This is a genomic window from Paenibacillus sp. JJ1683 (assembly GCF_053006485.1).
In genome coordinates this window covers 5,275,836-5,289,852 of sequence record NZ_CM129820.1, presented here as the reverse complement: position 1 = coordinate 5,289,852, position 14,017 = coordinate 5,275,836, and the positions used below count along the sequence as shown (strand labels likewise).

The 14,017-nt window shown below is 48.5% G+C and carries 14 protein-coding genes; 13 read left to right on the top strand and 1 reads right to left on the bottom strand.

Translation table 11 applies throughout. The features are described from left to right. Window positions 1–38: 38 nt before the first annotated feature. A complete protein-coding gene (locus ACUC6J_RS22745) occupies window positions 39–1,535 on the bottom strand; it encodes a phospholipase D family protein (RefSeq protein ID WP_447249459.1) in 1,497 nt (498 codons plus the stop codon). A 232-nt stretch (window positions 1,536–1,767) separates the two neighbouring features. Here ACUC6J_RS22745 and ACUC6J_RS22740 point away from each other — a divergent pair, with 232 nt between their 5' ends. From ACUC6J_RS22740 to ACUC6J_RS22680, 13 genes are all read left to right on the top strand, one after another. Continuing rightward, entirely contained in the window at window positions 1,768–2,193 is a 426-nt protein-coding gene (locus tag ACUC6J_RS22740) for a DMT family transporter (RefSeq protein WP_016822864.1), read from the top strand. A gap of 58 nt (window positions 2,194–2,251) precedes the next feature. Further along, window positions 2,252–2,956 carry a Crp/Fnr family transcriptional regulator gene (locus ACUC6J_RS22735; RefSeq protein WP_447249458.1) on the top strand — a complete coding sequence of 235 codons (705 nt, stop codon included), beginning with the start codon at window positions 2,252–2,254 and terminating at the stop codon, window positions 2,954–2,956. 57 nt (window positions 2,957–3,013) lie between these two features. Beyond that, window positions 3,014–3,505, top strand: coding sequence for a DMT family transporter (locus ACUC6J_RS22730; protein ID WP_447249457.1), 492 nt, complete (start codon window positions 3,014–3,016; stop codon window positions 3,503–3,505). A 314-nt stretch (window positions 3,506–3,819) separates the two neighbouring features. Next, window positions 3,820–4,920, top strand: a complete 1,101-nt coding sequence (gene fni / locus ACUC6J_RS22725; protein ID WP_107733812.1) for a type 2 isopentenyl-diphosphate Delta-isomerase — start codon at window positions 3,820–3,822, stop codon at window positions 4,918–4,920. Then, a complete protein-coding gene (locus ACUC6J_RS22720) occupies window positions 4,917–5,408 on the top strand; it encodes a GNAT family N-acetyltransferase (RefSeq protein ID WP_025366017.1) in 492 nt (163 codons plus the stop codon). Before fni ends, ACUC6J_RS22720 begins: the two co-directional genes overlap by 4 nt. Window positions 5,409–5,554: 146 nt before the next feature. Further along, window positions 5,555–6,655 carry a redox-regulated ATPase YchF gene (gene ychF / locus ACUC6J_RS22715; RefSeq protein ID WP_016822869.1) on the top strand — a complete coding sequence of 367 codons (1,101 nt, stop codon included), beginning with the start codon at window positions 5,555–5,557 and terminating at the stop codon, window positions 6,653–6,655. Window positions 6,656–6,990: 335 nt separating this feature from the next. Beyond that, on the top strand, window positions 6,991–8,058 hold the full coding sequence (gene prfA / locus ACUC6J_RS22710; protein WP_013373454.1) for a peptide chain release factor 1: 1,068 nt from the start codon (window positions 6,991–6,993) through the stop codon (window positions 8,056–8,058). Between the two features lie 3 nt (window positions 8,059–8,061). Then, on the top strand, window positions 8,062–8,961 hold the full coding sequence (gene prmC, locus ACUC6J_RS22705; RefSeq protein ID WP_447249456.1) for a peptide chain release factor N(5)-glutamine methyltransferase: 900 nt from the start codon (window positions 8,062–8,064) through the stop codon (window positions 8,959–8,961). A gap of 75 nt (window positions 8,962–9,036) precedes the next feature. Next, window positions 9,037–10,230 carry an FtsW/RodA/SpoVE family cell cycle protein gene (locus tag ACUC6J_RS22700; protein ID WP_013373452.1) on the top strand — a complete coding sequence of 398 codons (1,194 nt, stop codon included), beginning with the start codon at window positions 9,037–9,039 and terminating at the stop codon, window positions 10,228–10,230. A gap of 215 nt (window positions 10,231–10,445) precedes the next feature. After that, on the top strand, window positions 10,446–11,138 hold the full coding sequence (gene spoIIR / locus ACUC6J_RS22695) for a stage II sporulation protein R (RefSeq protein WP_447249455.1): 693 nt from the start codon (window positions 10,446–10,448) through the stop codon (window positions 11,136–11,138). 179 nt (window positions 11,139–11,317) lie between these two features. After that, complete coding sequence (locus ACUC6J_RS22690; RefSeq protein WP_447249454.1) at window positions 11,318–12,601, top strand: L-threonylcarbamoyladenylate synthase; 1,284 nt, start codon at window positions 11,318–11,320, stop codon at window positions 12,599–12,601. 143 nt (window positions 12,602–12,744) lie between these two features. Next, window positions 12,745–13,305 carry a manganese efflux pump MntP gene (locus ACUC6J_RS22685; protein WP_016822873.1) on the top strand — a complete coding sequence of 187 codons (561 nt, stop codon included), beginning with the start codon at window positions 12,745–12,747 and terminating at the stop codon, window positions 13,303–13,305. A gap of 85 nt (window positions 13,306–13,390) precedes the next feature. Continuing rightward, window positions 13,391–13,975, top strand: a complete 585-nt coding sequence (locus ACUC6J_RS22680) for a low molecular weight protein arginine phosphatase (protein ID WP_019688822.1) — start codon at window positions 13,391–13,393, stop codon at window positions 13,973–13,975. Window positions 13,976–14,017 lie beyond the last annotated feature (42 nt).

Here is a 14,017-nt window from a genome sequence, read left to right as displayed (position 1 = left end):
CAAACGATGAGCTGTGGATATGGAAGCAGATCTTAGAGTCAAAATGTAGTAAAGCCCAAAATATCCTGGAGACGGTATACAATATCTTTCCAAAATGTTGAATGATCCTCGTAGGCCGCCAGCTCCAGGCTGTATTCAGCTCCCCGGTTATTCCACAGCTTATCAAAATAGGCCGCCACCTGTCGGGTCAGCTTGCTGTCCGCCGGAGCGGCCACCCACAGTTCATTCTCCAGATTCAAATCATCCAAATTACGGGGGGTCAAATTGTTAGAGCCACCCCAAATCAAATGCTCTCCTTGTGCCTTGGCAATATAAATCAGCTTCGTATGGAATTGCTCATGGGTAGTATGATACCAGCGAATTTGAATGTTTCCATCCGATTTATCGGATAACTCTTGGGCAACCGGACGATTAGGTATGCCTATTTTTTCCTGACCAAACGCGTTTTCATTGGGGTCCAGCAGCAATTGGATATTCACACCGCGCGCCGAGGCATCCAACAGGCTATTCAATACTTTGCGGTCAGCTAAATAAAACATGCCCATATGAATGCTGTCACCTTGCTTCGTATGCTTAATGCCATTCAAAATGGAGGTATACACTTTACCTTCAGTGAGATATTTGATCTGGTAGCTGTCCTTACCTGATGGGACTAGGGGCTTTGCTTGAGGTGTGTAGACAGGAAGTTGCCCTCCGCCCGAGAAGTCCAATACCGCCTGCTCTGTTTGTAAAATATCTCCGATGATCGGCCCCTTCACCTCTAGGGCAACATTGGAATGATAGGCACTTGCATCGTGAACATTGCCTGTAGAAATGAGAGCAGTTTGCTCGTTGGTAACCAATTTTCGGTGATTGGCTTTGACGTTTAACAGCTTTAAATAGGAGCGAGCCGTAACGTCAGGTCCGTCACTGGCCATCAGATTGGGAATCCAGCCTGTGCCTTGCTGCCCGAACCACTGGAAAAAGGTACGCCACACCGCTGAATAGATGGGCGTGGAGTCCCGCAATGGATCTACATCGGTCTGCACGACCTGAATTCCTACTTGCTTCATATTCTCCAACAAAGGATTGGGAGCAGAATTATAGTTGGTATTGACTTCATCTGTAATGAAAAAGATAGGCATCTCAGGATGGGCTTTCTTTTTGGCGATAAGATGCTGGGTCATTTGCGCGCTGACTTCGGGGAAGTGCTGCCCTTTATGTTTATAATCGTTGAACAGAAACAGGTCAATGACGATAAATTGCTGGGCTTCATCAATGATTCCGAGCATACGATTCAAAATTTGTCCTTCATGTTGTACAGTGCTTCCATCCCCAGTAGGGTAGGTCAAATCCGTCCAAAAGTTTACCTCGTTCGTTGAATACTCCTGACTCTCATAAGAGACGAACGGAGGCAATGGTTTATGGGTTTGATACAGCATAACGGCAATTAGCCACAGGATAAGGACCAAAATGGCGATTTTAAGAGCACGGCCCTTGTACATGAATTTTCTTTGGGATTCCGGCGCAGAATGCAGCGGATTTTGTTTAGTCATACGACGATCAGCTCCTCCATTGAATGCTGCATTCCATTTTATCGTGACCGAACATGCAGATTATGATATAGATACTGTCTAATTATTACCGCAAGTCCACAGGATTGAAGCGGAATGCTGAACGGAATGAATGAAGAACGTTTTATTAATTGAGGACATATGTCCTTTATAGGCAGGCTGACCTATACTTAAATAGATACAAAAGTCATTTATATGGGGAGAATAACGATTTATGAGAGGAATCTTGTTTGCTTTTCTGGGAGGCGCTTGTATTACGTTACAGGGGGTAGCGAATACACGGATTAGCCAGGATATCGGGACATGGCAGGCGGCTACCGTTACTCAGCTAATAGGTTTTATTTTGGCAGCATCAGTTTGGATGTTTACAAAGGATGGCCGTGTGTCTGAAATGAAACAGGTAAAGCCGATGTATCTTTGGGGTGGTGCTTTTGCGGCTATCATTATATTTAGTGAAGTCACAGCCATTCAACATATTGGGGTTACGTTCACAATCTCGGCGCTGTTGATTGCTCAGTTATGTTTAACCTTCCTGGTAGACATCAAAGGATGGTTCGGCATAGTGAAGCAGAAGATGAAGCTGCCACAATTTATAGGTATTGGTATGATGATCGCGGGTGTCATTATATTAAAACTCTAAAATAAAACTTTATTTATAGAAAAAGCTTAGAACGTAGAAAATGAAGGTGAGCTAAGCAATGAGAGAAATTCAGGATCAAGAGCAGCTAAAGTATTTTTTGCATCTGCATCAGTTAGAATCCATACTCTACGAGCCACTACATCCCTATTTGTCGCTGCATCGTTTGCAGCAAGGGGAAAAGCTCTGTTCGCAGGGGGACGCCATTGAGCATCTGTATATTCTGGTGCAGGGCAAGGTCAAAATTTTTACCAGCTCTACAGAAGGAAAGACTCTGATCCTTTGCTTCAAAACACCGATCGAGGTCATAGGAGATGTTGAATATATTCGTAATAGTCACGTCATCAATACAGTAGAGGCAGTGTCGCCGATCTATGTGATTGGTGTTCATCATCAATGGATGAATAAGTACGGCAGAGATTATGCTCCTTTGCTGCAATTTCTATTGGATATTGTCACGCGGAAGTTTTGCCTGGACTCAGATTTCTCCAATTTCAACCTGATGTATCCGGTGGAAGTTAGGCTTGCGAGCTATCTGCTATCTGTTTCTTTTGACGAATCCAATTCTGCTTTTCATGAGAAACTACGGGTATCCAGTCTGGTGGATGTGGCGAATTTGATCGGAACCAGCTACAGACACCTCAACCGTGTCATTCGCAAGATGATCGAAGAGGGATTGGTTGAACGGGCAAAAGGCTATATTGTCATTAAGGACAGAAAAGGTTTGAGTGAACTGGCTGGCCATAATATTTATGAATCGTTGTAATCATAGTGCTTTGAATAAATGCAGCACAATAAAGGGACTATCAAGGGAGAGTTAAATATGTTATTAGGGCTTATATTGGCAGTTATCGCAGGTGCTTTGGTCAGTCTGCAAACGATATTCAATAATAAGGTGAATGAGCGGACAGGTTCATGGGCCACAACGACATTGGTACTGGGAACAGGGTTCTTGGCTTCCTTGCTCGGAAGTTTTATTTTTGAAGGGAAAAATACATTTGCTTTACAGCATATGCAGCTGTGGTACTGGTTCAGTGGCATGATTGGTGTCGGCGTTGTGTTCTGTCTGGTGCAAGGAATGAAGCGACTTGGCCCTACCTATGCGATCTCCATCGTATTGACGGCACAATTAGGTACAGCCTTGTTGTGGGATTCATTAGGATGGCTTGGACTAGAGAAGATTCCGTTTACCTTCAATAAGTTGATTGGTGTATTGGTCATTATCGGTGGTATTCTCGTTTTCAAATTTGGACATGGGCGTACAAAGGAACCACAAGAAAATATTACAACTATACCTGATTCGATGAAGAGCTAAAGAAGGTTGTGATGACCTTAATCCTGCTTGATTGGGGTCCCACTTTCGGAGGGGTATTTTGCATTTTGCAGAGAAGCTGCATCTTAAGCAGGTGCTGCTTTTCGATCCCATAGGCAAAGAAAAATGTTCACGGTCATGTATATATTTTTCCATCCATGATACAATGAAAATATCTTAAAATAGTGCTTTAAGGGCCTAGATATTTGATATATGAGATGATAAATAGATCGGTTACCGTGTTCGGGAACGGTCTTATTTGTGCTTCACGAACCTGATGGAATGCACAGATTGACTTTGGATGAGGTGGAACATAGATGAGTAATACAGAAAATAAAAATGGATCACCTGACGGCTCAGACAGATCCGGCTCTTTGTTGCCTGCCACGCAGACAGGTGAACGGAAAATTGAGCATGTCCGCCTTTGTCTGCAGGAAGATGTGGCCGGACACGGCATTACCAGCGGACTGGAGCGATATAGTTTTAAGCACTGCGCTTTGCCGGAGCTACATTTTGACGAGGTGCGTCTAGATACAACTTTTATGGGGCGCACTGTACGGACACCGCTGCTCATCAGTTCGATGACAGGCGGTAGCGCCGAGACAGGAGCGATTAATGAGCGGTTGGCAGAGACAGCAGAGAGACGCGGCTGGGCGCTCGGTGTCGGCTCCGTACGAGCTGCGGTGGAAAAAGAAGAGTTGGCTTCAACCTTTGCAGTTCGCCGTCTAGCACCTAGCATCCCGATCCTTGCCAATCTGGGTGCAGTGCAGCTGAACTACGGGTTTGGTGTGGACGATTGCCAACGTGCAGTGGAAATTGCCGGAGCGGATATGTTGGTGCTGCATTTGAACAGCTTGCAGGAGATATTCCAACCTGAAGGGAATTTGGATTTTAGCAGGCTGCTTGAGCGCATTGAGGAGTTGTGTCGTCGTCTTTCGGTGCCTGTAGGCGTGAAGGAAGTAGGCTGGGGCATAGATGGTGAGACGGCATCGAGATTATATGATGCAGGCGCTGCTTTTATTGATGTCGCTGGTGCGGGCGGGACAAGCTGGAGCCAAGTGGAGAAATTTCGCAATCCTGATCCTGTGCGCCGTGCAGCGGCAGAGGCGTTCGCCGATTGGGGCAATTCGACCGCTGATTGTATCGTGGAGGTTAGAGCAGCCCAGCCTAATGGCGCTCTGATCGGTAGCGGTGGATTGAAAAACGGTGTCGATGCTGCGAAGGCACTTGCTTTGGGCGCTGACATGGCAGGCTTCGGTCGCTCTTTACTTGGCTCGGCGGTCACCTCCAGCGAGGCATTGGAAGCGCGATTGGAGCAAGTAGAGCTGGAATTGCGTACAGTCATGTTTGGCATCGGAGTAGCTGGGATCGAAGGTCTTAAAGAAACGACTAGACTAAGAAAGAAGGCGAACGGATGAGTGGATTCATTAAGTTGGTTCCGATGAACGCAGAGCAGTATGATCGCTTTGAGCAACGCTCGCTCGCAGATTACGCGGAAGAGAAAATCCAGGCAGGCGCGTGGACGGTGGAAGAGGCACCAGAACGGGCAAAGGAAAGCTTTGCAACATTTTTGCCACAAAGACTGGATACGCCCCATGCTCACCTGTACATGCTTGAGTATTCAGGTAGTGTGGGTCAAGGCTCCGAGGAAGCGGGATATATCTGGTTCAACATTACAGAAGGTACGCAAGGCAAAGAAGCTTTTTTGCTGGATATTCTCGTTTACGATTCATATCAGGGGCGAGGCCTGGGTACGTTGACGATGCAGGCGTTGGAACAAGAAGCTCGGAGGCTGGGTGCGGTTCGCATCGGTCTGCATGTATTTGGGCATAATGAGCGGGCTTTACATGTATATCGCAAGTCTGGTTATCGGGTTACGGATATCCAGATGAGCAAGGAAATCTAAATAAAGCTATCTAAATAGGGATGCAGCAAAATCCTAAATTCACAGCCGTATGCTTGCCGCATGTATAGGTTCTCCTATATAATGTGGGTTGGTAAACTAACAGAGGGTATAGCGCATATTTTATATAAACGGGAGTTGTTCTGATTATGGCTTTAAAAGCGGGGATCGTGGGTCTGCCGAACGTGGGCAAATCAACACTGTTTAACGCAATAACGCAGGCGGGGGCGGAATCCGCAAACTATCCATTTTGTACAATTGACCCTAATGTAGGGGTCGTTGAAGTACCGGACGAGCGACTGGATAAGCTGACTGAACTGGTAGTACCGAACAAAACGGTACCAACGGCTTTTGAATTTGTTGATATTGCAGGACTTGTACGAGGTGCCAGCAAAGGCGAGGGTTTGGGTAACAAGTTTTTGGCTCATATTCGTGAAGTAGATGCCATTGTTCATGTGGTACGCTGCTTTGAAGATGAGAATATTACTCATGTGGACGGCAAAATTGATCCGATCAGCGATATTCAGACGATTAATCTGGAATTGATTCTGGCGGATATCGAAAGTGTAGACAAGCGTATTGATCGTTCACGTAAGAACATGAAGGGCGGCAACAAGCAGTATGCCCAAGAGGTTGAAGTACTGGAACGGATCAAGGAATCGCTGTATGCCGATAAACCTGCACGTAGCGTAGAATTGTCAGAAGACGAAAAGCTGATTATACGCGACCTTCATTTGCTTACAATGAAGCCTGTATTGTACGCGGCTAATGTCAGTGAAGATGGTGTAACGGAAGCTGACAGCAATCCATATGTGCAAAAGGTACGTGAATTTGCAGTAGCGGAAAATGCTGAAGTGGTACCGATCAGTGCCAAAGTAGAGGCTGAAATTGCTGAGCTGGAAGGCGAAGACAAGGCAATGTTCCTTGAGGAGCTGGGGCTGGCTGAGTCTGGTCTGAACCGTCTGATCAAAGCAGCTTACCGCTTGCTGGGACTGTATACGTATTTCACAGCAGGTGTGCAGGAAGTACGCGCATGGACTATTCACAAAGGAACAAAAGCACCTGGCGCTGCGGGCGTAATCCACTCGGATTTTGAACGCGGATTTATTCGCGCTGAGGTTGTATCCTACGATGACTTGGTCGCTGCTGGATCTATGAACGGGGCCAAAGAACGTGGTCAGCTTCGTTTGGAAGGCAAGGAATATGTGGTGCAGGACGGAGACGTTATGCATTTCCGTTTTAATGTTTAGGATGCATCTCGGCGTATAGCAAACAGGGTTTATATACAAACATATTAGGTCATTGTATATGTGTTATCCGCATGTACTAACTTACTTAGTCGCTGCCTGTCCCGGGCGGCGACTTTTTATTTGATTCGTATTCCTTTTTCCTGATTGAGAGTTTGTTACCAAATCTTTAGCGGAATTTTGTTTATTCGACTTCAATTGATTTGTTGATTTTTGCAAAATCCTAAATTAGCAAGTATTTTATGTAGCTAATTAATCGATTAGTTGTTATAATAAAGAGCTGTAGCCAGTGAATTCAAAGCTGGTTTCATATTAATTTAACTGAAGAGGTGAATCGCTTGTTGGACCGATTGCAATCATTGGCGGACCGCTACGATAAACTGAGCGAACTGCTCTGCGATCCGGATGTGGCGAACGATAGCAAAAAACTTAGAGATTATTCCAAAGAACAGTCTGATTTACAGCCTGCTTATGAAGCATATACCGAATATAAAACTGTCGTTGAGGAGCTGGACGCTGCTAAAGCCATGCAGGCTGAAAAGCTTGACGACGAGATGCGTGAAATGGTCAAAATGGAGATCGAAGAGCTGAGTGCCCGTAAGCGGGAACTGGACGAGAAAATCCGCATTTTGCTGCTGCCGAAGGACCCGAACGATGATAAGAACGTTATTATCGAAATTCGTGGTGCTGCGGGTGGGGACGAGGCTGCACTGTTTGCAGCGGACTTGTACCGGATGTACACTCGTTATGCAGATACACAAGGCTGGCGTGTAGAATTGATGGATGCGAACATGAATGACCTTGGAGGCTTTAAAGAGGTTATTTTCATGATTAATGGACGCGGTGCCTATAGCAAAATGAAATTCGAAAGCGGCGCACACCGTGTACAGCGGATTCCGACAACAGAATCTGGCGGACGTATTCATACGTCTACCTCCACGGTGTCCGTGATGCCTGAGGCAGAGGAAGTGGATATCGAAATTTTAGACAAGGATATCCGCGTGGATACTTTCTGCTCCAGCGGTGCGGGCGGTCAGTCCGTTAATACAACCAAGTCGGCGGTGCGTGTAACGCATATGCCAACAGGTATTGTGGCAACCTGCCAGGACGGCAAATCCCAGAACTCCAACAAGGAGAAGGCGCTGCAAGTTTTGCGTGCCCGTATTTCGGATATGATGCGTCAGGAAGAGGAAGCCAAATATGCAGGCGAGCGTAAGAGCAAAGTAGGTACCGGGGATCGCAGTGAGCGTATACGTACTTACAACTTCCCGCAAAGCCGTGTAACGGATCATCGCATTGGTTTGACCATGCACAAGCTGGACCAGGTGATGAACGGAGAGATCGAAGAAATCGTATCAGCACTCACGATTGCAGAGCAGGCTGATTTGATGGAACAAGAGGTTTAAGTTTTGGGGAACGAACGCGATTGTGTGTATCGGATGCCGCCGGAACGGAACATGAGTGTCAGAGAAGCCTTAGTTGAGGCTTCTTCTTTTTTAGGAAGTTGCGGCGTGTTGGAGCCGCAGCATAATGCCCGCTTGCTGCTGGAACATGTGCTTGGGCTGGAAGGTACGAGGTTTTACGCCGCTCTGGGCGATCCGTTCCCTTCCTCCGTTAAGGAGACGTGGGAACGGATCATCGCCCGCAAAGCTGCGGGTGAACCGGCGCAGTATATTATCGGACGGCAGGAATTTTATGGACGCCCGTTCGCGGTTTCACCGTCGGTGCTGATTCCGCGCCCCGAGACAGAGCTGCTCGTCGAGGCGATACTCCAGCACGGCGACCGGCTGTGGTCGAGCGGTGCTCTGCACGCGCTCGACATTGGCACGGGTAGCGGCGCGATTGCCGTGACGCTGGCGGCTGAGCGGCCGCGCTGGCACGTAGCAGCGGGGGATATTTCTGCTGCTGCGCTCGAAATGGCGTCCCAGAACGCCGCCGCAAACGGCGCAGCCGTAGAATTCCGCGAGGGCGATCTACTGGTGCCGTTTGCGGGAACAGCGGTGGACATCCTCGTGTCCAACCCGCCATATATCCCGGCTGCTGACATCGCTGGCTTGCAGCCAGAGGTGCGCGACCATGAGCCGCGAATGGCGCTGGATGGCGGTCCTGACGGGCTTGGCCCGTATCGGGCAATGCTGGAGCAGCTTGGGCTCCTTCAGGCCCCACCCCGGCTAATCGGGTTTGAGCTGGGGATGGGACAGGCCAGAGACGTGGCTGACCTGCTGGAACAGGCAGGTCATTGGAAGAACATTCTAATCATTCCTGACCTTGCGGGGATCGAGCGACATGTCCTAGGCGTCTCGGAGTAATGCTGCATTTTCTTTTTGCGAGTCTTTCCTTTAGAATAAGAGGAGTATGACCGAGAAACGGCTCAGGGGGAAATCATGCTTCAGAAATTGAAAAAAATTGATGGTCCGGTTATTTTTATTCTGGTTTTGCTCATGGCGATTAGTATCATAACGGTATACAGTGCTGGTAGGGGTCCTACGAACTTGGCAGAGCACGGCAACGATTACCAGAAGATGATCGGGTATTATATATTGGGCTTTGTAGCGATCTTGGGTTTAGCGATAGTTGATTTTCGGATATTCATTAAAAAAGCCTTGTATGTATATGGAGGCGGGATATTTCTGCTGATTCTCGGCTTTTTTGGCGGGACGGTTAATAACTCTCAAGGCTTTTTGAAAATTGGTGGCTTAAATCTCCAGCCTGCTGAGGTATTCAAGCTGGTTCTTATCATTTTTTTGGCGTATATGCTGATTAAAAAGCGCAAGAGCAAGCTGTATTTTATTCAGGATGTCCTTCCAGTTGCTCTGGTGAGCTTTGTCCCATTTGCCATGGTCATGGCACAAAATGACTTGGGGAATGCGCTCGGTTACATTGTCATCGTCATTGGTATGCTATGGATTGGTAATGTGAAGGCGTCCCATGCGCTAATCGGATTTATCGTATTTGCAGTCGCCGTTGGTGGCGGGATCAAAGCGTATATTTCGTTTCATGATGAGATTGATTCCTTTATGAAAGGCATTGGACGTAGTCACTGGGTAGAGCGTTTAGACCCTTGGCTGGTACCAGAAGAAGCGACTGCGAAGGCATCTTATCATACGAAAAATGCCAAACTGGCCATAGCTTCTGGCGGTATGATGGGCAAGGGCTTTTTGCAAGGAACCTCGGTACAGTCCGGACGTGTTCCCTATACCTATGCGGATTCTATTTTTGTAGTTGTAGCAGAGGAGTTTGGGTTTGTAGGCTCATCCATTCTGCTGTTGCTATATTTTATTTTGATTCATCGAATGATCCTGATTTCGCTGGAATGCCGGGATCGAGCTGGACCATATATTATTGTCGGGATTGTGTCCATGTTGCTATATCAGATTTTTGAGAACATTGGTGCGTTTCTGGGCATTATGCCACTTACGGGGATTACGCTCCCGTTCATAAGCTATGGCGGTACCTCGTTGCTTATTAACATGGCTAGTATTGGCTTAGTTATGAGCATTAAGGTGCATGGTCAGGAGCTAGAGGATGACCTGCCGCAGCCTTCCAGAGTAAGCTTGACGAAGGCGAAAAAAGCCTAGTACAGGTGGGTTGTGGCTTAATATTAATAGTTATTTTTACGAGTTGAAACGGTGCAACAAAAGAGTCCAGATTGTGAAATCTGGGCTTTTTTATATTCCTAGGTGACGATCTAGCTTGCAATAGCCTGAATTATTTTACGAGATTCATAGGTTTAGACTCTCCCAAACCGGACAGACTGATAGACATGATAGAGTTTGGGTTTGGGGGGACGAAGATGAGAAGTTGGATAAAGCAAGCTGCAATGATACTCTTTTGTATTTCAATATTAATGATGTCTTGGGAAGGTCAAAAAACAGATGCTGCGATGACCACGGGAGCAAGAGGAACTTTAGCGTCTGGAGTAACCACCACAGGGTTGAAGGTAATTCCGCACGATTCCATTCGACTGCGAATTTTAGCAAATTCAGATCGTCCAGAGGATCAGTTGGTTAAGCGCGAAATACGGGATGCCATCGTGCAGCAGATGAATGCGTGGGTGGGTGAGCTGGACAATCCACAAAGCCTAAGTCAAGCCAGAGTGTTGATTGACGCACATTTACCTGAAATTGATCGCTTAGTAGGTGAAGAACTGGCTCATCGCGGTATAGCGTATGATCATCAGGTGGAGCTGGCAAGTGTACCTTTTCCGACGAAAATGTACGGTGGTCTTGTCTACCCGGCAGGGAATTATGAGGCGCTTCGGGTTACACTGGGGCAAGGGAAAGGGCAAAATTGGTGGTGTGTGCTGTTCCCGCCGTTGTGCTTTATTGATGCAGGCAGCGGTGAAGCAGCAGCACAAACTGTATCGGCAAAAACAAGTCATGAAGACAATCGAACGAACGCCGCTGACAAGGAGCCGGAAGTACGTTTTTTCCTGTGGGATGCCCTTACGGGGCTGTGGAGCTGGGTGAGTGGCTTGTTTGCCTAAATGTTTCGTCAGTGCTATGGAAAAGAGAACAACGAGTGTAATTTTCCCCATATGTTATAATGGAACTTACGATAGATATACAGAGGGCAGAGCCAAATCGAACTGATTTGTTAAAGTAGGTTTTGGGGATCAGGGCCATGAAATGGCCTGTATGACAATAAGATATGGGATGATCTGATATGAGTGATAAAGTGAATCAAATGCATGACATGCACGTAGGTTTTGTGAAAAAAGAGATAGCAGAGCAGGAGCAGGCGTTACAGCCTTCTCATACACACTGGTGGGATGTAAGATGTCTGGTTCCTGTAGAGAGCACGACTGTATCTGCTACCTCGTCTTTTGAGGTGGAAAAAGTGGATTCCGTTGATTCTGTGAACAACACTGACGGGGATGGTTCTGACGAACTTTCAGCTGGACAGGCTCTGATCGCAGCGGAAAAGGGCATACGCGAGGCCGCCGTACTTCTCCAGGCTGGAGAGACGGTAGCCTTCCCTACGGAAACCGTGTACGGACTGGGGGCCGATGCACGCAGCACTAAAGCGGTGGAGGCGGTATTTGCTGCCAAAGGTCGTCCTTCCGATAACCCGCTCATTGTACATATTTCCGATGCTGCTCAATTAAAAGGTATGGTAGCGGAAATTAACGATACAGCCCGAGCGCTGATGAATGCATTTTGGCCAGGACCGCTGACCCTCGTATTGCCGGTAGTGCCGCAGGCACTGTCATCGCGTGTGACAGCAGGCTTGGACACGGTCGGTGTGCGCATGCCGGATCATCCGATCGCGCTGCGCTTGATCACGGAAGCCGGTTGTCCGCTGGCTGCACCAAGCGCCAACCGCTCGGGAAGACCCAGTCCGACTCTAGCACAGCATGTGCTGGAGGACCTGGAGGGTCGCATCGGCGGTATTTTGGACGGAGGTCCCACGGGGGTGGGACTGGAGTCCACGGTAGTGCAAGTGGGTGACGACGGAACCGTCACCATTCTGCGCCCTGGCGGCGTGACGGCTGAACAGCTCGCTGCGGTTGCTCGCGCCGTCGTATTGGACCCGGCGTTGGCTGCCACACCGGGGCAGGATGTCGACAGCCTGGCGCCACGCTCGCCGGGCATGAAGTATACACACTACGCGCCGCGAGGCCGCTTGAGCGTGGTACAAGGCCCGTCGCCTGTTGAAGTGACGGGCTGGATTCGCGACGCGCTGGCGGAGGCTGCCGCGCGCGGGGAGCGCACGGCGGTGCTCGCGTTCGACGACCATGCCGCCGGCTACGCCGGAGAACGGGTCTACACGCTGGGCAAGCTGGACGCGCTTCATGAGGCAGCGCAGCGTCTATATGGCGTGCTCCGACGCTGCGATGAAGACGGCGTCACCTACATTTTGGCGGAAGCCTGCCCGCCGAAGGGATTGGGAGACGCCGTCATGAATCGACTGCTTAAAGCGGCAGGTCATCGAATTATCCGATTGTAGCTTCTGTAAAGAATGGAGTCTCTTATTTTAATTCCTCCTCTCTCCTCGTCTCTGTTTTGGGTATTTTCAGTACCTGCTTGTACTGATTTGCCCCTTGTCCGCATAACGTGTACAAGAACAGACGGATAATGGAGGGATGGAGTATGCTGGCAGCCTCTGCCGATGCTGGGCAGGTTGTAACGATTCTGATCATGGCGGTAGCGCTAGGGATGGATGCGCTGTCGCTGGGCGTAGGGATCGGTATGAAGGGGATACGCCTGCGAGACGTGCTGCGCATCAGCATTGTGATTGGTTTTTTTCACATCCTGATGCCGTTGCTGGGAATGTTCACAGGCCATTATATGAGTTCTTTATTAGGCCATGTGACGACCTATTTCGCAGGGGGATTACTCATCCTTTTGGGCGGGCATATGGTGTACAATTCCTTCAAGGGAGACGGCGTACACGTATTGGATCATCGGTCGCCTTTGGGTCTTTTGCTATTTGCACTTGGGGTGAGCATTGACTCATTTTCTGTGGGAGTGTCCCTGGGGATGTTCCAGAGTGACCTGGTGCTGACTGTTCTGGCCTTTGGTTTTTGCGGGGGAGCGATGGCGATGCTGGGGCTGTTACTGGGGCGCAAGGTCAGCCGCAATCTGGGGGATTATGGAGAGGCGGTGGGCGGTGCCGTTTTGCTGGCATTTGGCTTTATGTTTATGTTTTGATTTTAACGTAGACAGTGTAAAATAAATACAGGATTTGAGTAATCCTCTGTTTATATATTTTTTCAACATACGGGGGGTGAAGACGTTGAAGAATATCTTATTTGTATGCACAGGGAACACCTGTCGCAGTCCAATGGCTGAGGGGATGCTACGTAAGTTGGCTGCTGAGCATGGACTGGAACTGGAAGTGCGTTCCGCTGGAGTAGCTGCGATGGACGGGGCGTCGATATCCCGGCATGCAGAGGCGGTTCTACGTGATCACGATATATCCGATCAGATCACTTCAACCCCTTTAAGCGACGGGCTTGCCGAGTGGGCACATCTGATCTTAACCTTGACGCAAGGACATAAACAGCATGTCATTCAACGGTTTCCACAAACGGCGGGCAAAGTATTTACGCTGAAGGAATATGTGGAGGACCGGGACGCAGTGCTGAATGACGTACAGGAGTTAGATGGTTTGTATGCATCACAGCAGTTGATGGCTTCACTTGGACAAGAGCTATCAGCGCAGGAACGTGAGCGAATGATTGAATTACATCAACGGATTCCGGGCTTCGATATCTCAGATCCGTTTGGCGGTTCGCGGGAGGACTACGATGTCACAGCTGCGGAAATCCGTGTAGCTTTGCATAAGTTGCTGGACAAGCTAAAGGGATCTTCCGAATAAAGTCGGTACCATTCCTCTATTTTGTACGGAATCTGTTGATTT